This is a genomic window from Phormidesmis priestleyi ULC007 (assembly GCF_003003695.1).
Lineage (GTDB): Bacteria > Cyanobacteriota > Cyanobacteriia > Leptolyngbyales > Leptolyngbyaceae > Phormidesmis_A > Phormidesmis_A priestleyi_A.
This window is the reverse complement of the sequence record NZ_PVWG01000017.1, coordinates 1-16,786: the sequence shown is the minus strand read 5'-3', so window position 1 is coordinate 16,786 and position 16,786 is coordinate 1. Positions and strand designations below refer to the sequence as shown.

At 48.9% G+C, this 16,786-nt stretch carries 28 protein-coding genes and 1 pseudogene; 5 read left to right on the top strand and 24 right to left on the bottom strand.

Annotation, left to right across the window (positions count from 1 at the left end):
• Nucleotides 1-4: 4 nt before the first annotated feature.
• The 21 genes from C7B65_RS15225 to C7B65_RS29625 all read right to left on the bottom strand — a co-directional run bounded on the left by C7B65_RS15225 (nt 5) and on the right by C7B65_RS29625 (nt 11,797).
• Nucleotides 5-520, bottom strand: coding sequence for a rhomboid family intramembrane serine protease (locus tag C7B65_RS15225; protein WP_223257400.1), 516 nt, complete (start codon nt 518-520; stop codon nt 5-7).
• Nucleotides 521-638: 118 nt separating this feature from the next.
• Nucleotides 639-1,586 carry a DUF6399 domain-containing protein gene (locus C7B65_RS15220; protein WP_143162061.1) on the bottom strand — a complete coding sequence of 316 codons (948 nt, stop codon included), beginning with the start codon at nt 1,584-1,586 and terminating at the stop codon, nt 639-641.
• Nucleotides 1,532-2,086, bottom strand: coding sequence for a helix-turn-helix domain-containing protein (locus C7B65_RS15215; RefSeq protein WP_181314411.1), 555 nt, complete (start codon nt 2,084-2,086; stop codon nt 1,532-1,534). Before C7B65_RS15215 ends, C7B65_RS15220 begins: the two co-directional genes overlap by 55 nt.
• A gap of 452 nt (nt 2,087-2,538) precedes the next feature.
• Nucleotides 2,539-2,721 carry a hypothetical protein gene (locus C7B65_RS15210; protein WP_073072698.1) on the bottom strand — a complete coding sequence of 61 codons (183 nt, stop codon included), beginning with the start codon at nt 2,719-2,721 and terminating at the stop codon, nt 2,539-2,541.
• The gene (locus C7B65_RS15205) at nt 2,696-3,022 is read right to left on the bottom strand and encodes a hypothetical protein (RefSeq protein ID WP_073072700.1); all 327 of its coding nucleotides are present in this window, start codon (nt 3,020-3,022) and stop codon (nt 2,696-2,698) included. Before C7B65_RS15205 ends, C7B65_RS15210 begins: the two co-directional genes overlap by 26 nt.
• A complete protein-coding gene (locus C7B65_RS15200; RefSeq protein WP_073072702.1) occupies nt 3,019-4,167 on the bottom strand; it encodes a hypothetical protein in 1,149 nt (382 codons plus the stop codon). Before C7B65_RS15200 ends, C7B65_RS15205 begins: the two co-directional genes overlap by 4 nt.
• On the bottom strand, nt 4,167-4,844 hold the full coding sequence (locus tag C7B65_RS15195; RefSeq protein WP_083582989.1) for a hypothetical protein: 678 nt from the start codon (nt 4,842-4,844) through the stop codon (nt 4,167-4,169). The genes C7B65_RS15200 and C7B65_RS15195 overlap by 1 nt, the downstream gene beginning before the upstream one ends.
• Nucleotides 4,844-5,227, bottom strand: a complete 384-nt coding sequence (locus tag C7B65_RS15190) for a hypothetical protein (protein WP_073072704.1) — start codon at nt 5,225-5,227, stop codon at nt 4,844-4,846. The genes C7B65_RS15195 and C7B65_RS15190 overlap by 1 nt, the downstream gene beginning before the upstream one ends.
• Nucleotides 5,228-5,464 (bottom strand): hypothetical protein, encoded by a 237-nt coding sequence (locus C7B65_RS15185; RefSeq protein WP_073072706.1) that lies wholly within the window; start codon nt 5,462-5,464, stop codon nt 5,228-5,230.
• Entirely contained in the window at nt 5,464-5,841 is a 378-nt protein-coding gene (locus C7B65_RS15180) for a hypothetical protein (protein WP_073072708.1), read from the bottom strand. Before C7B65_RS15180 ends, C7B65_RS15185 begins: the two co-directional genes overlap by 1 nt.
• Nucleotides 5,842-5,875: 34 nt before the next feature.
• Nucleotides 5,876-6,106, bottom strand: a complete 231-nt coding sequence (locus C7B65_RS15175) for a hypothetical protein (RefSeq protein WP_073072710.1) — start codon at nt 6,104-6,106, stop codon at nt 5,876-5,878.
• A 114-nt stretch (nt 6,107-6,220) separates the two neighbouring features.
• The gene (locus C7B65_RS15170) at nt 6,221-6,439 is read right to left on the bottom strand and encodes a helix-turn-helix domain-containing protein (protein ID WP_073072712.1); all 219 of its coding nucleotides are present in this window, start codon (nt 6,437-6,439) and stop codon (nt 6,221-6,223) included.
• A complete protein-coding gene (locus tag C7B65_RS15165; protein WP_143162062.1) occupies nt 6,421-8,934 on the bottom strand; it encodes a hypothetical protein in 2,514 nt (837 codons plus the stop codon). Before C7B65_RS15165 ends, C7B65_RS15170 begins: the two co-directional genes overlap by 19 nt.
• Nucleotides 8,935-8,939: 5 nt before the next feature.
• Entirely contained in the window at nt 8,940-9,236 is a 297-nt protein-coding gene (locus C7B65_RS15160) for a hypothetical protein (RefSeq protein WP_073072716.1), read from the bottom strand.
• A gap of 105 nt (nt 9,237-9,341) precedes the next feature.
• Nucleotides 9,342-9,554 (bottom strand): hypothetical protein, encoded by a 213-nt coding sequence (locus tag C7B65_RS15155; RefSeq protein WP_073072717.1) that lies wholly within the window; start codon nt 9,552-9,554, stop codon nt 9,342-9,344.
• Nucleotides 9,555-9,635: 81 nt separating this feature from the next.
• Nucleotides 9,636-9,854 carry a ssr2422 family thylakoid membrane protein gene (locus C7B65_RS15150; RefSeq protein WP_073072719.1) on the bottom strand — a complete coding sequence of 73 codons (219 nt, stop codon included), beginning with the start codon at nt 9,852-9,854 and terminating at the stop codon, nt 9,636-9,638.
• A 104-nt stretch (nt 9,855-9,958) separates the two neighbouring features.
• Entirely contained in the window at nt 9,959-10,159 is a 201-nt protein-coding gene (locus C7B65_RS15145) for a hypothetical protein (protein ID WP_073072721.1), read from the bottom strand.
• Nucleotides 10,159-10,410: a hypothetical protein gene (locus tag C7B65_RS15140; RefSeq protein ID WP_073072723.1), complete on the bottom strand. Its 252-nt coding sequence runs from the start codon at nt 10,408-10,410 to the stop codon at nt 10,159-10,161. The genes C7B65_RS15145 and C7B65_RS15140 overlap by 1 nt, the downstream gene beginning before the upstream one ends.
• Before the next feature lie 130 nt (nt 10,411-10,540).
• On the bottom strand, nt 10,541-10,954 hold the full coding sequence (locus C7B65_RS15135) for a hypothetical protein (RefSeq protein ID WP_073072724.1): 414 nt from the start codon (nt 10,952-10,954) through the stop codon (nt 10,541-10,543).
• A 168-nt stretch (nt 10,955-11,122) separates the two neighbouring features.
• Nucleotides 11,123-11,407: a hypothetical protein gene (locus tag C7B65_RS15130; RefSeq protein ID WP_073072726.1), complete on the bottom strand. Its 285-nt coding sequence runs from the start codon at nt 11,405-11,407 to the stop codon at nt 11,123-11,125.
• 126 nt (nt 11,408-11,533) lie between these two features.
• Nucleotides 11,534-11,797: a helix-turn-helix domain-containing protein gene (locus C7B65_RS29625; RefSeq protein ID WP_073072744.1), complete on the bottom strand. Its 264-nt coding sequence runs from the start codon at nt 11,795-11,797 to the stop codon at nt 11,534-11,536.
• 182 nt (nt 11,798-11,979) lie between these two features.
• Here C7B65_RS29625 and C7B65_RS27860 point away from each other — a divergent pair, with 182 nt between their 5' ends.
• From C7B65_RS27860 to C7B65_RS15105, 5 genes are all read left to right on the top strand, one after another.
• Nucleotides 11,980-12,150: a hypothetical protein gene (locus C7B65_RS27860; RefSeq protein ID WP_181314410.1), complete on the top strand. Its 171-nt coding sequence runs from the start codon at nt 11,980-11,982 to the stop codon at nt 12,148-12,150.
• A complete protein-coding gene (locus tag C7B65_RS15120) occupies nt 12,128-12,439 on the top strand; it encodes a hypothetical protein (RefSeq protein WP_143162063.1) in 312 nt (103 codons plus the stop codon). The genes C7B65_RS27860 and C7B65_RS15120 overlap by 23 nt, the downstream gene beginning before the upstream one ends.
• Before the next feature lie 77 nt (nt 12,440-12,516).
• Nucleotides 12,517-13,959, top strand: a complete 1,443-nt coding sequence (locus C7B65_RS15115) for a hypothetical protein (RefSeq protein WP_073072730.1) — start codon at nt 12,517-12,519, stop codon at nt 13,957-13,959.
• A complete protein-coding gene (locus C7B65_RS15110; protein WP_106254050.1) occupies nt 13,952-14,200 on the top strand; it encodes a hypothetical protein in 249 nt (82 codons plus the stop codon). The genes C7B65_RS15115 and C7B65_RS15110 overlap by 8 nt, the downstream gene beginning before the upstream one ends.
• A complete protein-coding gene (locus tag C7B65_RS15105; RefSeq protein ID WP_073072733.1) occupies nt 14,184-14,396 on the top strand; it encodes a hypothetical protein in 213 nt (70 codons plus the stop codon). The genes C7B65_RS15110 and C7B65_RS15105 overlap by 17 nt, the downstream gene beginning before the upstream one ends.
• On the opposite strand, the gene C7B65_RS15100 is transcribed toward C7B65_RS15105, so the two are convergent.
• From C7B65_RS15100 to C7B65_RS28800, 3 genes and pseudogenes are all read right to left on the bottom strand, one after another.
• Nucleotides 14,350-15,480 carry a site-specific integrase gene (locus C7B65_RS15100; protein WP_073072735.1) on the bottom strand — a complete coding sequence of 377 codons (1,131 nt, stop codon included), beginning with the start codon at nt 15,478-15,480 and terminating at the stop codon, nt 14,350-14,352. The two genes, C7B65_RS15105 and C7B65_RS15100, sit on opposite strands and share 47 nt — an antisense overlap.
• A 407-nt stretch (nt 15,481-15,887) precedes the next feature.
• A complete protein-coding gene (locus C7B65_RS15095) occupies nt 15,888-16,301 on the bottom strand; it encodes a type II toxin-antitoxin system VapC family toxin (RefSeq protein WP_073072736.1) in 414 nt (137 codons plus the stop codon).
• A gap of 298 nt (nt 16,302-16,599) precedes the next feature.
• Nucleotides 16,600-16,786 (bottom strand): annotated as a pseudogene (locus tag C7B65_RS28800) (transposase); the annotation flags it as partial.

Here is a 16,786-nt window from a genome sequence, read left to right as displayed (position 1 = left end):
TTCACTATGTCAGTGACGATCCCAACCGATTTAAGCCATCTATCAACTGATCAAACCAACCTTTGAGCGTTAGCAAATGACGCGCCACAAAAATTCCCGTCAACAAACCTACGAGATGTCCATCCCAAGCCATACCTTTACGAATTGGTAAAATTAGCCAAAGGGTGTGCCCAAATCGTTGAGTAAAGACCACTACCATGAGGGTCATCACCAGCATCAGCACAGACGAGAGATTGCGATCGAAATACGCAAACGACCATAAAAATCCTATATAACCAAATAGCACGCCACTTGCGCCTACATATCTGGCAGGTCTACCGATTAGCCAGATGACAGAACCCGAAATCACGGCGATCGCGCCCGTAATGGCTCCAAATTCACTCGGTTCTCTGAGAAACACCAACCCACCGAAGATAAAATAAAACACAGTATTTCCCTCTAAATGCTGCCAATCGACGTGCAGAAAGGGGGAAATTAAAATTCCAGGTAGGCCAATCAGTGTGCGCGGAGCCAGACCCAATCGATTCAGCGCTCTGCCCAACAGTCCAAAATTAATGACTGCTACTCCTCAAGCGATGACGACTAAATAAATCAGAAATCTCAGTTGATAGAGCCAATCGTTAATCACGCGGCTGACATCATTCAGCCGCTGTCGAGCCATCAGAGCGTTGGAGATGGAAGTTGTGGATCGTGGTCATCACCCGTAAACGTCGGGTCGATAATCCTCGGCGATTGTGATGAATCTGACTTAAGTAGCCGTTGCGTCCTTCGACTGGAGAAGAGGTGCGTTGGAATTTAGTCACCATCGAGGTTGCCCAAGTTTGCCACTGGGTGAACTGCTTGCAAGACATCGCCGTCGTGATAGGGTGGCGCATCAACGCTGCTTGAGCGTGTTGGGCAGCGATTTGGTAAGCAGCCTTGAGGGTTGGGGTTTTAGTGCGAACACTTTGCTGGTGCCAATAGTGGGCAGGCAACAGGGACTGCTTCACCCAATCACCAGTGGATAGGTCACAGTTTTGAGCGCTCAAGCGTTGCTCGACCCACTCCCACCAGAGGTCAACCACGGCTGCCAAGTCGTGCCGCTGACGCTCAAACTTGGAGGGACTGCCCGGTTTATCTGACAATTGATAGGTTTGTTTCAGAGTGTTCAGGATGGTCGCTTGCTGTTGGAATTCAGATTCAACCCTTTTGCTCGTCTGAGGAATACCCAGCCGAATCGCAAAAGGATGGAGCGTGGTCGTCAGGTGATGCAAGATGGAGCGATATTGGGCTTGAGCCTGCTCTAACCCGCTTTGCTGGACTTGCAGTTGCTGCTTTAAGGAGGCGTTTGCTGCTGGGTCACCCAATTCGCGAAGTCGCCGGTTGACTCGAAACAGACGATCAGACAACTCACTGCCGATCCCTTGCGACAGTTCCCGCAACGCATGAAACAGATCGGCGATACTCGGACATCCCAGTTCATCAAGCGCGAGTTTGACCAAGGCTTTGGCTCGGTCACTGACGCAGTAGTGGATGTTCAACCCTAGTTTGCTCAACGCCTGCTGGGTGTGATGCTGCCAAGTCTCATACCGATAGTCCTGGGACATCTCCTCCACCAGGATGAATCCACTGGGCAAGTCCACAGGACTAACACCACCTGGTCAAAGAACGTTTCATCGACGCTGACACACGCTTCAACCGGCGTTTGAGGATGCTCTAACTGAGACTGTGGCAGACGTTGATAGTCCAGAATTTGCGTCTCCATCTGAGTGCGAATCTGGCGCAAGGAGCTAACGGAGACCCCTACATGCTGTTCCAGTCCCAGCAGTCGGAAAAACTCAGCTAAGCTCTCACAGCCCACCCCTCGTTTGAAGCAGAAGATAAAGATTGTGGCAATCCCCAGCCGTTTTAACCACTGCGCTCCGACGGGACTCTCCCACACCTCTGACTCTGGATGCTGATGCCGATGCTTCATGGCTTGCTGATGTCGATGCACACTACTCTTGGAAATCCCGGTTGCCTGAGCAATGGCTCGAATCGTCAGGTGTCCTTTTGCGGAAAATGCTTGGAAGACTTTTTGACACCGTTCTCGTATATTGAGTCTCATCCGTTCCCTCATTTAACCCTTGAGGATAGGATACTTGCCCTCGCGCTGGGTCGCAGGGGTTTTCTATGCTGAGGCGAATTCCATCTGCTCAGGGCCTTCCTGTCCCGGCTTAAATCGGTAGCCGGCTGCTTCTGGTTCAGCTTATCTTGGCGCGTTTCCCAATCCCAAAACCCAGGCTGTGTCATTGCAATTGCTCTATCACTGCTCTATGACTATGATCTCACATCTATCTCACTTAAGACTGCTCTCATGAATTTTTCGAGGTGCCCTATTGCATCATAAATATGCCAGGAACGAGACTTGAACTCGTGACACGAGGATTTTCAGCCCATAAGCCTGATTGCTGAAAGCTTTAATGTGTTTAGCTTTCAATAATCCAGTTGCAAAACTTGACTAAAGTGTGACTAATTTAGACGCTGCATTGTAATTATCTGAACAGAGACAAAAACAGCCTAATGATGCTGAGTCGCTGCCCTCTCTTCTATTTTTTGCCTGATTTCTGAAGCCACTTCCTCCAGGGCGATCGCCGTCTCGACGCGTCCCATCAGAAAGTGATCAATCAGATTCTTGAGCAGATTTTTAATGCTTTTCATCAACTCGGTATTGAGATTAGTCTCGATCTGAGGTTGATTCATTTTTCCTTTTATAGCCCAAAATTCCAGAAACGCTTTGCCCGTTCTGAGCCAACATAACGTTAAAGACTGCCAGATGTATTTTCATATCGTCGCTTAACTCATCAATCTCTCTAGTCAGCAAGAGGATCGACTGCCTCATTTGTTCTTGACTCTTTCTCAAGTGTTCAAAATCCCGTTCGGCTGCATAGCGCTTCTTTTCTCCGTCGCCATACCATCGCACCATTCCCCAAACGGCAGATCCGGCACCTGCTAGAAAAGTGGCAAGTGAGATAAGAGTTTTTGTATCAAATTGGGGGTTCATGCTGCGATCACCTCCCCATAGAGTTCCATCTGCCTGATCTCCCACCCCTCGAATGCCGTGCCATTCACCACTGAAGGCAGCGAGGTGATCATATAAGCCGGATAAAAATCAGCCGCATTCAGATCGTAAAATTTGCTCACGGTGGCGTTAGCGCCTGAATTGCCGTAATAGTTTCCCGTGAAACCAGTGTTGGTATCTGTAAAGGTTGCCAGGTTTGCCCAATCAGGAGAGATAAGAATTCTTGAATCTTGCTGCGGTAAAAGTGATTGAACCGTGGATGTTATTTTCGCCTCTACATCCGATAGAGCAAGATTTACCCCTAGATTCTTTGCTCCTCGAATATTGAAAGTTTTAGGGGTGTAGATGCCTCCTGTAAAAGCAAACTGCATATAAATTGAACTCAACTTGACCTGAATGGGTGCCTTCGCTTCAGAGTTGTAGAAAAGGATGAAAAAACTAGCAGAATCAGCAGCCGGATCGACTCGATTTGTAAGGGTAGCGGTGGTACTCTTATCGGCCATCAAAATAGCCGCACTCACATTAGTCCATCCCAGTCGAGCGCAAAATATAGCGCGTCTGGGTCGGAGCGGGTTCGTGCTAGGTAAAAATGGATTTAGATAAGTGCCCGTGTTTAAGTTGGTGCCTAGATAGTTGAAAATCCCGTTCTGAGCAACCGTTGTAGTCGCTGGACGGGTGAGAATAACGCTTGATTGATACGACTCGATCGCTCTTGCACTCTCAGCAAACCATCCCACAGCCGCACTGACATAGGTGAGGGTGAGGCGCTGATCTTTGGTGTAGATCTGCAAATCGATCGCTGCCGAACTAATCAGTTTGCCATTGCGTCGCACGATCGCTTTTTTGAGCAGAGAGGTAGCACCTATATAGATGAGGCTGATCACCTGCCCTGCTGTGGGATTCGCTGGCAGAGTTAGATCGGTGTTGCCAGATGCCCCTGCTAAATCAAGGAAATAGCCATTATTTGCCACGAGATTAGTAGCGCTCGCGATCGATTGCCAGATTAGCCCCTGATTATTGGCGTTATTCGTCTGAATCAATCCCACTACATAGGGTTCGAGATTTGTGACAGCAGAGGCATCGATCGCCGTTGGCTGAGATGAGCCGGGTGCTTGAGTTAGTGGCATTAGCTCAACTCAGTTACAAAAACACTACCCCCGGCTGCATCCCAAATTCCACTAACAGCACCCACATATCCAAAGGGGAGTTCTTGATAATCCCCTGCCCCTAAGTTAAAGGAATAGTCTGTGAGGCTGGCAGTTTCCCCTAAATTGACGTACAGCGTACCGGATGCCGCGCTGTAGAAAATTAAACCCTTCCGGTTAGGGTTTGCGGCTGATAGGACTGTGTTTGTGATTGCAGCCGTTACGGGTGTAGACGTGGCGGCGGTGCTAACAACGGCTGCTGGATTTGATCGGGCTAGTGGCATGAGTTCCTCTAATAAATTTAGGATTTGCGCTTGCTGTGTGGAAAAATCAACCGGATGTTCTGACTCCGGTTCATCATTCGTTACAAAGATTTTGATTTTCCAGCCTAGCGAGTAGGTTCTATAGGCGCGATCGCCCGTGCGAACTGCAATACACTGATCAGTCAAGCCGAATGGCGGGCGCTTGAAATAAAGCACCTGTGGATTATTCGTGGTGACACGAATCGGCACTCCATACAATGCCAAACCGTCACCCTGGACGATATCGACTTTGACCTCTTGCAGAAACTCGAACTCAAACCGAAACCATTCCCCAGTCGTGGGAGGTGTCCAGTCCCATTGGGTCGAAATCGATATCTCAGAAAGCAGGTTCCACATTAAGAAGAAAGGTTATCGATTTTCGATTCGATGCGAGTGAGGTCAGTTTTCAGGGTATCGGGGTCTTTCCCGGTGTACTCCCACACCCACACCGTGAGATCAGGGAGCCATCGCACTGGAAGGAAGACAAGCCCGTAGCGATCGGACAAAGGTGAAAGCTCAAAAATCGTTTCTTGATTCAACGGAACCACACGACTTTCTAACTCTGCCCGATCAACCACTTGCCGCATATATGCCGCTCGTCTCCAAAGGTTGGGAGTTGACGAGGTTGTTTTTACTTTGATCACCCGATTGGTGAGTGTTGCCATCAAAGCACCTGGTAGCGCTGTGCTAGGGCGATAGAAGTTCACCGCGCCTACAAGTTTCCAAGAATCTGCAAGCATCTACGGAAGAATCAGGGTAGTTTGTCGGCTCCGATCCACTTCACGGTCGGGAGTCCAAATCAGATTCGCCTCAAAGTCCTCAAGATGTGCCAGTGAAGAAAACTGAGGAGGCAAAATTAGACCGACCGTATCGATAACGGTTTCGGTTTCCTCGTACTCGATTTCAATCTCTCCGGTGGCGATCATTGCCGCTACTTCTTGAGGTAAAAAGCCTTCAATCACTGGCAATTCATCCATTAGATAAACACCCGTCGCTTAGGAATGTTCACCTTGACGATGCGACGGCCCCGCGTGGTTTTGCCCACAAGAGACGCGATCGCGTTACCGATGTTGGTCGTTGAGCAAAACACCCGCACAGTGTTTTGAGCGACCCCTTGAGCTTGATTACCTAGTGGATTATTGAGCAAAGTTTGCTCCAATCCGAGAGACAGCCGGGGTAAATAGCGGCCAGCCAATCCATAAAGCATCGCCTGATCATTCGCTTCGCTCACTAGAAAGACTCCTAGATCGCCCTTGATCGATTCGTAAATCGCGCTAGGGGAGCGAAATGCAATGTTTGTCCCCGTCTTACCCGCATATCGAGCGTAGTAATTGCTTCTATCGTTCCGTGCCATAATTTAGCCCTCTTTTTTGGTTGTTTATAGGGAATTAAGGCAGGTAGACAACGGGTAGAAACTTGATTTCGCCCCCGCTGCCCGCAACGGTAGCGTTTAAGGTTGCAGAAACAGAAATGCGTCCGTTATCTACATCAAGGTTGATGCTTACACGGTTTTCACGAGTCGTTTCGGGCATTGCCTTCTCTGCTGCTTCCATTGCGCGGAGAACTTCGATTAACTGCCCTTCAAGAGTCGTTGCCGTAGGGGTGATTGGTGCTGCCATTTGATTTATAAGGGTTGAGAGTTGCCCTTTTTGTGTGCCCCAAACAACGCTCAAACTCGTTAGTCGAGGCTTAAAATTCTTGTCGTACCTTAAGCCTCGACTAAGAAACCACTGCTAGCTTTTATCTTCCGCAACTGAGAGCGGATCAAAGTACCACCGCCGTCCGATTTTAGTTGCCCACACCTTACCGACTTGGGCCCAAGAATAAGCAGTCGTTTCGTGTATATAGAATTGCTTTGCAAACTGCTGTGTTGTTATCAATCGAGCAAACTGCTCATCGCTAATAACTCTTTTTGGTTTGAATAGATATTTCTCTAAAAATACTTGATCCATTGTGGTTTTAGATCGGTCTGACCAGTGGGAAAGAATTTGACTATCCGAGGTGCAACACGAATTGTTTTAAGTGCGGTTCCTTTACGCTTGCCGTCGCTGTAAATTGAGTCGGTTAACCATAAAGGAGATATTGAATTTTGCAGTTTTTTGATTGCCTGTTCAACATCGTCATCACTGGCATTAATAATCAATTTTGAGTTGTCTCTAAGGGTAAGTATCCCCATCCTTTGCCCCTTAGTATAGGTAGGGAAATCACTTGATTTTGTTGCCTCTTTAGACTTGCCATAGTGAGGTATAGAAACAACATACTTGGGAGATCCAAATTTGTTGTTATCCTTTACTTCGGCATACTGCACAATGGCTTGAGGTATATCAGCACCTAATCGTATCTGCCACCAATCAGGGACAGCAGCGTAGCAACTGTCCTTATCACACTGAATCGATTCTAGTGCAAAGATGCGTTCATAAAGCAGTTCGTAGACATCTGCTTCACTATCTGGAACTTCAATTGTTTCCTCTTCAAAATCTATCTCGTCTTGCGTTGTGCCGTCCTCGTTAGATTTAGTACAAGCCTTAAACACTCTCACTGTTATCTCTTTCTTTTTAGCGTTGTCATCAGCTTTGTCATGGAGACTTTGTATGCAAGGGTCTTTGCACTTATCAGGCGTTGTTGTCGTTGTCGTTTCATCAGGCGATGGTAGAGGTAATCCAGTAGTAGGATCTATTATTGGCTCCACTGGTACTCTAGGCTTTGTCGTTGTAGTTGTCGTTGGCGGTGTATTCGGTGCTGTGGTTGTGGTTGTAGTTGTGGTTGTAGGAGGTGTTTGCGTTCGTGTTTCTGGCAAAGGAGAATTGCTAGTCCGTGGCACTGGAGAACCGTTAATCGTCACGTAAGGTTCGTCAGGATTTATGGATTCTGTTATTCGCTGTGGAGGTGAAGAGTTGGGACGTGGGACAGGCTTCCCATTAATTGTGACTTGTGTCTGCGGTTCATTTGAGGGTTGGGGAAAGCGTTCGTCAAGCTTTCTTTTGATGCGTCTGATCTTTTCTAGGAGTCGTTCACTAGGGGGTGCCGTTGGGTCTGGTGATGGAAAGTCAGTAGGGCCTTCATCGGGGTCTGGTGATGGGAAATCAAGGGGGTAGGGATAAGGGTAGGGCTTAGGTGCCTGTATAGGTTCAGGTTGAGGTGTGGGGCTTTCCGTAGGAATGGGTAAAGGGTCGTTCCAAGGGTCAGGCGCAAACCGTCGCTGTTGATCTAGTGCCTCTTCTCTCTCTTGTTCATGCGGTGGGGCTGATTGGCGATCGGCTTCATCTTGCCTAGCTCGATCGTTATTGCGCTCTCGCTGTGGCTTGAAATCGTCCTCGGTGAAGATGGGAGGGTAGCCGCTAACATCCGGTGATTGGCTACCAGGGGGAAGATTTACGGGTAACTGATAAGAGGGAGGAATGTAGTTTGGATCGGGTTCGATCGTTCCAGCCTCGGCAATGTACTCTACTCTTTCTACGCCAAATGGACCTTGAAAACTGCTGAAAGTCAGCCGCTCAAACGAAATACGCACGGCGTTCCTATTTCCAGGAATACGAGGATTTCCCCAGTGGTATTCATCCCAAGGCACACTCCCAAGTGTTGAATAGGCACCGCCAAAAGCGTTTCCATGAACAATACCAATATTAGCGACTGAGTAGAATTTAAAGCCCCGCCATTGGTAGGTGTAGCGAGTTGGGGTGTCTTTGGGTCTGCCGTCGTCGTTTTTAGGGTCTGTTTTGGGGTGTTTTTTGAAGGGGTCAGCGAGTCGATCGAATAGATCATCAAACGCGTTCCGAGGATTTTTTAAGGCGTTGCCTACATTGTTTTTTAGGGCATTGCCTAAATCGTTAAGCGACTCTCCAAACTTTCTCGCTAAATCACGCCGAATTTGGTCGTTTCTTTCACTCTGCTCTGGTGTTGACGGAGTGAAATTGTATCCGCTCTCTGACGCGGCGGATTGAAGGGCCTGTTCAATTGCCATGCCAGCCAGTGCCGTACCCGCGCCTCCTCCAGTTCCGAGTACGTTTGGTCTAGTAGATCGGCTAGGTGGAAGGGGCGATCGGGCGATCGGAAGTCGTGGGGCCCGTTGAGCCGATGGAAACTGTGGACTTTGAGCAGTTGGCAGAGGTGAAGGACTAGCAGAGCTTAACGGATTGGATAGCCGTCTGGCTTCATTCAGGGGTGACAGAGATTTGCTAGAACTGCTTCTCTGCCCTGTTGGTTGATATTGCCTATTGCCTGTTTGAGCCTGGTTATTCGACTCTTGAAATCGCTGGTTAGCCCTTTGGATCTGTTGGTTTCCTGGTTGAAACCCTCTATTCGCTTGCTGCGATTTTTGAGCCTGCTGGACTCGCTGCGATCGTTCAGCCCGTTTATTCGCAGGCTGAACTTGCACGTTGACGGGTGAAAACCCTCTAGAAGGTGAGCTAGTCCCCGTACTTCTCGCATTAGAAGATGGTAATGCCATTGTGATCAGGTGGTGTAGGCGTTTCCGGTGAGGTTGGCAGATCCCGGCACCTCTTTTGCAGCCATCCAAGGCTTGATTCCGCTCGTGAGCAGAGCAGAATCGACTTCGATGATCGCTCGTGCAACAAACAGGATTCGTCCCTCTGGATTGGGCTTCCAATCCCAGGAAGCGATCGGCATGGTAAAGTTTGCCTCTTCTAGCCAGTTGATCCGCGGATTCACATCCCGGTAATACATCATCAGCCTCATAAGCTCTTGCTCAGTGGTGGCGATCGCGCTGGGTTTAGTGGGAAGTGCTGACATAGATTTGGTTCATTACTGACTGTCCATCTATAAACATTCCCCTCGGAAAGCTAAAAGCCCCTCTCAGACCATTCTGAAAGGGGCTTTAGGTGAGAATAAGGCGATCTACTCTACAAGAGCGCTTTCTGGTTGCCAATCTTCATCACTGTCGTTAGTGGGTGGCTCACCCTCGACTACCAGGTAGCTCCATGAATACTTTTCGCGCTGGATGCCGATAATGTAGCCAACGGTGCGATCGACCGTGACTTTCTGCCCCAAGTGATATCGAGCAGGCATGAAAGGGATGACTGAGTTATCAATTTTGATTTCTTCGATCATGGTTGAGTCTCCTTGAGAACGGTGAAGCCCCTACCAGAGAAATCTGATAGGGGCTTTTTTAAGGTTCCCAAGTTGTGAGGGTTAGCGCTTGAAAACTGAGGTGATGATCACGGTGATGGTTGCTGAGGCGATGAGGGTAAAGGCGAGCTGCACGACCCACTGGGTAGCCTGCTGATAGTTGTTGAATCTATCGTTGAAGCGATCGGCTTTCTCATTCGACTTCTCTACGTCATCCGTCAGTTTGTCGAGACGGTCTAAGACCTGCTGAAACTTGCTTTCATCGTCTGGGTTTGTGGTCATAATGGGCTAGAAACTACAATTTCTTTAATGATAAGCCCCTCTCAGAATGGTCTGAAAGGGGCTTTCTGTGCGTTCCTAAGCTGTGAGAAAAGGACGATCGCTGACTACTCAGGCAGAAGTCGCAATCTGCCACGCTCGATTAGGTGATTGAGACGTGAGATTAAGGGTAGTGGTGAACTGAAACCAGACTGATCAATCAGCTCCTCAAAGCTTACGGTTGATCGACCTTTGAGAGCATCTAAAACCGCTTGCTGTGCTTTAGTAACTGGAACATCAGAAGCTAGAATTTCAATCTGAACTGTCACTAGTCATCCCTCCTAACGATCTTGATATCAGTGTATCGAGTCGAGTCATAATAAGCCTTAGTTTCCTCTGAAGTGGGAAAACCAACCCCATCAGCATCTCGCTTAGATGCCTTTCCGCTAGAGCGATCGTGATCCTCCTGGTTCGAGTCTTCATCAAATTCGCCATAGTCTGAGATGTTAGAGCGCGGGTCTACGCCTTCTTTGCAGTTTTTGGCGATGTAATCTCGCGCCTCTTCTCCTGTATCATCCATGCCAAAAAGGAAGTTGAAGATGTTCACTTCTTCTTATCCCCCTTGTCTGGATGATCGAGTTCGATCATCCAGCCGCCGTTACCAGGTTGGCTGTAGTCAGAGAAAAAAAGTCTACTGAGCCATCCAAACATTAGTTTCGAGCCTCCATAGAGACAGCCCGATCGCCGTCGTAATTGACGACGATGAATTGACCGTTAGAGCGCTCGAACCATTCTGAGTTGCCTTGGGTATAGGCAGGGGCACCAAAGCGCCGCCGCATGGCATGGAAGGATTGAGGGAATCGTAGATGGTTCATGGCGTTCACTTCTGAATCTGTGATTGCGCCAAAGGAACTGTATTGGGTGGCTCCAGACTGTAGTGCCTGGTTCATGGGGACATCTGGGAACTGGGTTGTAGGAGGACGATCGCCGCCCAATCCATTCACCGCATTCTTAAAAAGGTCTCCAAAATCGTCGTAGGTCATGGCGATCGCCGCTGGTGACAGCACCACGATCGATGCAGCGACGATCGCACTGAGCGATCGTCTGTGTAACGGAAGATTCATAATACAAAGGCTCCATGTTGGTTTGAGATCTCGCATGGGGCAACGCCGAGGGTGAAGTACCAGTTCACCCTTGGCCCTACCTGGAGGGGTGGGTTATTCTCCCAGCGCCGGGGGGCTGCGGGGAGAGTCGATCAGGTTAATCATTGGCAGTTTTCCAGGTTTGAGTTTTTAGCGCTGAAGTGATCTAGTTGAGATTGATAACTCTTCGATCAGCTTGTCGGCTTGCTCGACGGCTATCTCTGCAAAGTCTTCAAGTGAGGGGGCTTGATGCTCCCACACATCGTCAATCTTGCAGAATTCCCAGTGGGTGGAAGCGAGCAGCCCTTGCAGTGCGATCGCTGCGAAGTATTCCCGTTTGCTGAGTCCGTGATGGGTGGTAGAGCCGATCGGCTTCTCATCAAAGAAGTCAGTGCTGTGAAGGGGAAATGCGTTATCGGTCGGTCTTGTGGTCATAATTAAGTCCTCTACAGTTGGGTTAATTGGCTGTGGAGCGTCCAGGGAGAGTTACCGCTCTGCCCTGGTTTAAGTTTTCTGGTCTACCTCCTAACTGATCGTTACTAGCGCTGAAGTGTGAATGAGTCACGCCTCAGCGTTTTCATATGAACTTGACTCTTCTAGGAAAGCCTCCATATCCCAATTGGCGGAACGAAGTTCTCTGAGCAAAGCCCTGATTTGAGGGACTGTCAGAGACATAGGTTTGACGCGACGTTCCCACCTGCTAATTGACACGACAGAAGTGCCTAGTCGTCTAGCAAGTTCCTCTTGAGATATATTTCCTAGCCTTTCACGAAGCGCTTTCAAGGGTGATTTGCCCTCTTCTGATTGCAACTTTTCTTCTATCATCATATCATCAGGACTAGTCCCAAAGACAAGTCTTGAAGACAAGTTTTTGGGTGTAATAAAGCTACACGGGGTTGTGATTGTCAGTCCTGTCCCCGTGTGGCTAAAACCTATGATCCAACGAAACACGGGATTTCCCTACCCCTACGGTTTCTGACGACCTTCTCCACTCTCAAGAGGTGCCTATGACTGAAGACGAAACTCACGACGAGATCATCGCTCTATTTGATGAGCTACCCATTTATCGAAAAGAAACCTTGTTAAAGGAACTCAGACAAACCTTTGATCTGGACTTCGACGAGGACAACGACGCGGGTATCGAAGTCGAAATCATTGACGACGAATACGCTGCATAAAAAAGCGATCGCTCTTCCCGGCTGGGGAATGCGATCGCCTTCAAACTTTCATTTCTTATTACCTAAAGGATATCGCATGACACCCCTAATTCAGATCATCACATCCCTCACCGACGAAGAAAAAATCCAACTGATCAGCGCCCTCTGTCACAAAATTCTCTATCCCAATGTCAATCGAGGGCTGAGATATTACGGGCTGGACAGCATTTTAGAAGTCGAACCAGAGTATGAAGCCCTCGATGTCAGTGCGGCTAAAAGCCTGATCCGCTCGATCGTCAACCATATCTAAAAAGCAAGCGGAACGTAACCAGCGTTCCGCCTTTTTCAATGGTTTTAGCTAAAACCATCGTCGTTTAGGAACTTGAAATGAAAACTGTAACTTCAAATTCAACTCGATTCTCCTTCATCCCAGAGCCAGATGACAAGTTTCTTAAACTTTTCTCCCATCGGCATGATTACATTTGGGCAAATTCACAAGCCATCTGGCAGACAGAAAGCCGTCACCCTCTCAGCGATCGGCTGATCAATCAGCAGTCTTATCTCTATGGCGTGCGGTTTGGGGCTGAAACCAACTACATGATGATCGACCTTGACACGGGCGGGCTTTACCATCCAGCGCGTGACCCGTTTGCCCGCGATCGCATCTTAGAGGCGCTCGAACCACTCGGTTTAGTGGCTCACATTGCCATCACGTCCAGCTATAGCGGCGGCATTCATCTCTACTTCCCCTTTGAGCAGCCCCAAAAAACTTGGCGCGTCGCTCTAGCGGTGAAAGTGGCGTTAGAAAATGCCGGGTTCACGATCGCTCAAGGGCACCTGGAAGTCTTTCCCAACTCCAAACCCTATGACGCTGATGCACCGACTCTCTACCAGGCTCATCGCTTGCCCTTGCAGATTGGCTCTTATTTACTCAATCGCGACGGTGAAACCTGCTACCCCTCTAAAACTGAGTTTGTGTCTCAGTGGAAGTTTTGCCAGAAACGCAGCGACGTGACGACAGCAGCGCTCGACAAGGTGATCGCCCTGGCGCGCATTGACCAACCGCGATTGACCGGGAAAGCCTCTAAATTCCTCAATGACCTCAATGCAGATATCGAAACGGGTTGGACGGGTCACGGTCAAACCAACTTTTTGCTAGGACGCATTGCCATGCGGTCCTACATCTTTGAGCAGATGGACGGCGCAGAGTTGATCGCTCACATCGTCACCACTGCCAAACTGTTGCCCGGTTATCGAGATTGGTGCCGTCACCAACATGAGATCGCCGATCGGGCTGCACATTGGGCCCGGTCCATCACCAGCAGCACTCGTTACTTCCCTTACGGCTCTACACCCACTAACACAAACCCCATACCTGAAATGAACTGGAGTCAGCAACAATCCGACCAAGCACGAGAACGTATTCAAGCCGCGATCGCCTCGATGCTCAATGCCAGCACCTTGCCTGCTCAAATTACCGCTCGATTTACAGCCCTTAAAGCGGCTGGAATCGGTAGCAGCACTCTCTATCGACACCGCGATTTGTGGCATCCCGATTTTCTACGTTTAGAAATAATCAGTGAAACGAGAAGCGGCGGGCTGTTTGAGGAGTGTGAGAGCGAGTTTCTAGAAAAGTTGGAAGATGTCGAAAAGGGCGATCAGTCAGAAAAATGCCCTACAAGCTTATTAGGGGGCACCCCTGGGAATACCCCACACAGTCAGCGTTTCAGCGATTCTTACACCCCTAAAATCGTGGAAACAGAGGGAATAGACGCTACAGCAAGGCTTTCAGACGATTTAGGGTGCAATGGGAGGCAAAACGATGATTGATCACAGTGATGATTTGAGTCGGTTGAGCGCTCTTGTGTCCCTCCTCACAGAGTCAGCCCCTAACGGTCGATGGAAAGATGAGCCACTGTTCATCAAGTGGCGTAAATCGCGCTACTCCCTATCTCTAGGGGAATTCGTGAACCTGACTATCTTTCTAGAACGTGAATGGCGGCAGATCGTAGAGGCTAGAAAATATGTGCAACTGGATCTGTTAGGAGGTGCAAATGAGCAGAACCTCTGATTGGGTGCCTACCAGTGCCGTGTGTGAGCAGTTGGGTTTCAGCGTCAAACATATCTGGAGACTGCGAGACGAGGGACTCTTCAAAGAGAAGATCCATTGGCGAAATATCTCTAGCCCCCAAGCTGCTAGACCGACCTACCGCTGGCACCTTAAACGCTGTGAGGAGGCTCTAGAGATTCCGCCTGAGATGAGATAGGAGGCAAGGGGCGATCTAGTCTCAGCATCAACGCCTCATATGCTCTCTGATGAACCTCCTCACTAATCCAAGCGTGATAAATCTCGCTGTGGACTCTCACGCTATGTCCCATCTGTTGAGCCGCTAGGCTGATGTCTAAGCCAAACTCCATCGACCTGACTGCCCAAGCGTGACGCAAATTGTAGGCAGGGAAAGGCACCTCATAGCGGATGAACTGGTGACTGACTCGACTTCCTAGATCAGAGTTATTCCGACCGCTCACTTTTGGCAAGTTGACCGCTCTCAAATTCCATTGCTCTAACCATTCAGGGTAGAACGGGTAAACTCGTCTCTGCCCTGTTTTGGTCGGTTCTTCCACTTGCAGCACCGGAAATTTATCCAGATTGCAGTGAAACACCTCGTGCGGTCTAATCCCATAAGTGGCAATCAGCCCGTAAACATATTGCCATTGAGGATTAGGGATTTTCTCCCTCCATGCGGCGATCGTCGCATCGACTGGTAAGTCACGCGGTGTCACCTTACTCGGTGAGTAGTTCCCTCTCAATGGCTTAAAATTGGCATCTAGCCCCGCAAACGTTGCTATCTGTGTCAAGACATCAACGTAGCGCTGACGGCTTCTAGAATCTGGTTTCGTAGCGGTGACAGCACTCGCAAGCAATTGCAGTGTGAGAGGTTCATCGGATGGCAACTGAGAAAAAACCTGACAATAATCTGTCTTCCATGTGGTTTCGCTTTTGGGCGATCGGTGCCGTCGAGTGAAATAATCAGCCTCAAATCTGCTCACCCAATCACCCACACTCAACGGCACGATCGCAGATAATTTTAAGTACGGTTTCCATGAAAACTCTCGACAATCGAGCAGCGCACCGACTTTTCTCGCTTCTTGCTCTGCCAACTTCAAACCAGCCGGGTTCGCGTGGTAGCCAAGCGTTAAACGCTGTTGAGATGGTTTCTCTCTGCCTGAGTCTGGTTTGGGCGGAAAGGTTGACCTCAAATAAAGCCGATTCCCCATCGCCTCAATGCTGACACCCACATTAGAAGCTTTCAGCCGTCCGTTAGCCTGTGCCAATCTTCCATTCATCATTTGACTAAAACTTACCTAAAAAACAGGGGATGATTAGGGACTATTAGGGATGATTAGGGATGATTGCAAAAAAGCGAAAATCCCGTAACCCCTTTGAAATGTGAGTTACGGGATATTTTATTCCATCTAAAAGATGCCAGGAACGAGACTTGAACTCGTGACACGAGGATTTTCAGTCCTCGATTCAATGCCTATGCAGTAAGGGTTTCAGCCTTCGATTCTAACCTTTCCCCCAATTTTCCCCCAATCCTTACTTTTTTGGGTATTGTTAGGAAAATTTGACAACTTTTGGGGATGTCAATATTTTTCACTTTTGAGAGCTAATCTTCTAATCTCTGAATCTTGGTTAGTGCGATCGCAGCTTTGAGATGAATGTGCGATCGCATAGAATAAATGGCTTACACTGATCAATCTTCGGTCTGTAAGTCCGGCACTTGAGAAAAATCCTTCAGATTTCGGGTCACAAGAATTGCATTTGTAGACCGTGCGATTGCAGCGATTCTCAAATCCTGAGTTCCAATGCGTACCTGCCCTCTCAATTCAGCAAATTGACGACTTGCCGAATTCGTCCAATCCAAAATCGTGAAGCCGTTGAGGTACTGCACCGTTTGTCGCAACCCCACGTAAGCCCAGATTAGTCGTTCAGACTGTGCAGGAGCCGAAGCTCGTCGAATCGCACTCAACCATCCCTGCACTCGTTCCTCAACCGTGATCGCAGTTAACGCCACAAGCTCATAGCCAACCGAGTCAAGATGTTTGATGCAGGCGAGATCACCATTTTCTAACAACGTGACGTGCTCTGTGTCCAAAATGTATCGCATCGGATCAAGCCTAACTCTCGACTAAATCTTGCGCCAAATCATCGTTCTGCCGAATCGCCTCAATTGACTGATTCACTTCATTTCGCAACGGATTTAGCCTTAACTCAGATCTTGCACCATTCCTAATAAGCTGAGGATAGGGGCTTGATGCTAATTTCAAACCCTTGCTCATTAATGAGGTCACGGTGCTTGTGAATCTGACGAAGCAGCTTGACCCAGGCGACGTGCGGCAGCAGTGTTGCAACGGCTTTGACACAGACTTCGCCCCAATCGAGGCGCACCCAAGTGGGAAAGGTTTGAGATACCCAATGTGCCAGGAGGTCAGCGATGAGAGACAGCATTAACCAGCGATAGATTCCTAGCCGAGTCTTCTGACCAAAGCAATCCAAGCCAAAGCGATGTTTGATGGTTTTGAAGAAGCCTTCAATTGCCCACCGTTGTCGTCCTAATCTCACGAGATAGACCCCGGAATCCGGGTGAGTCGA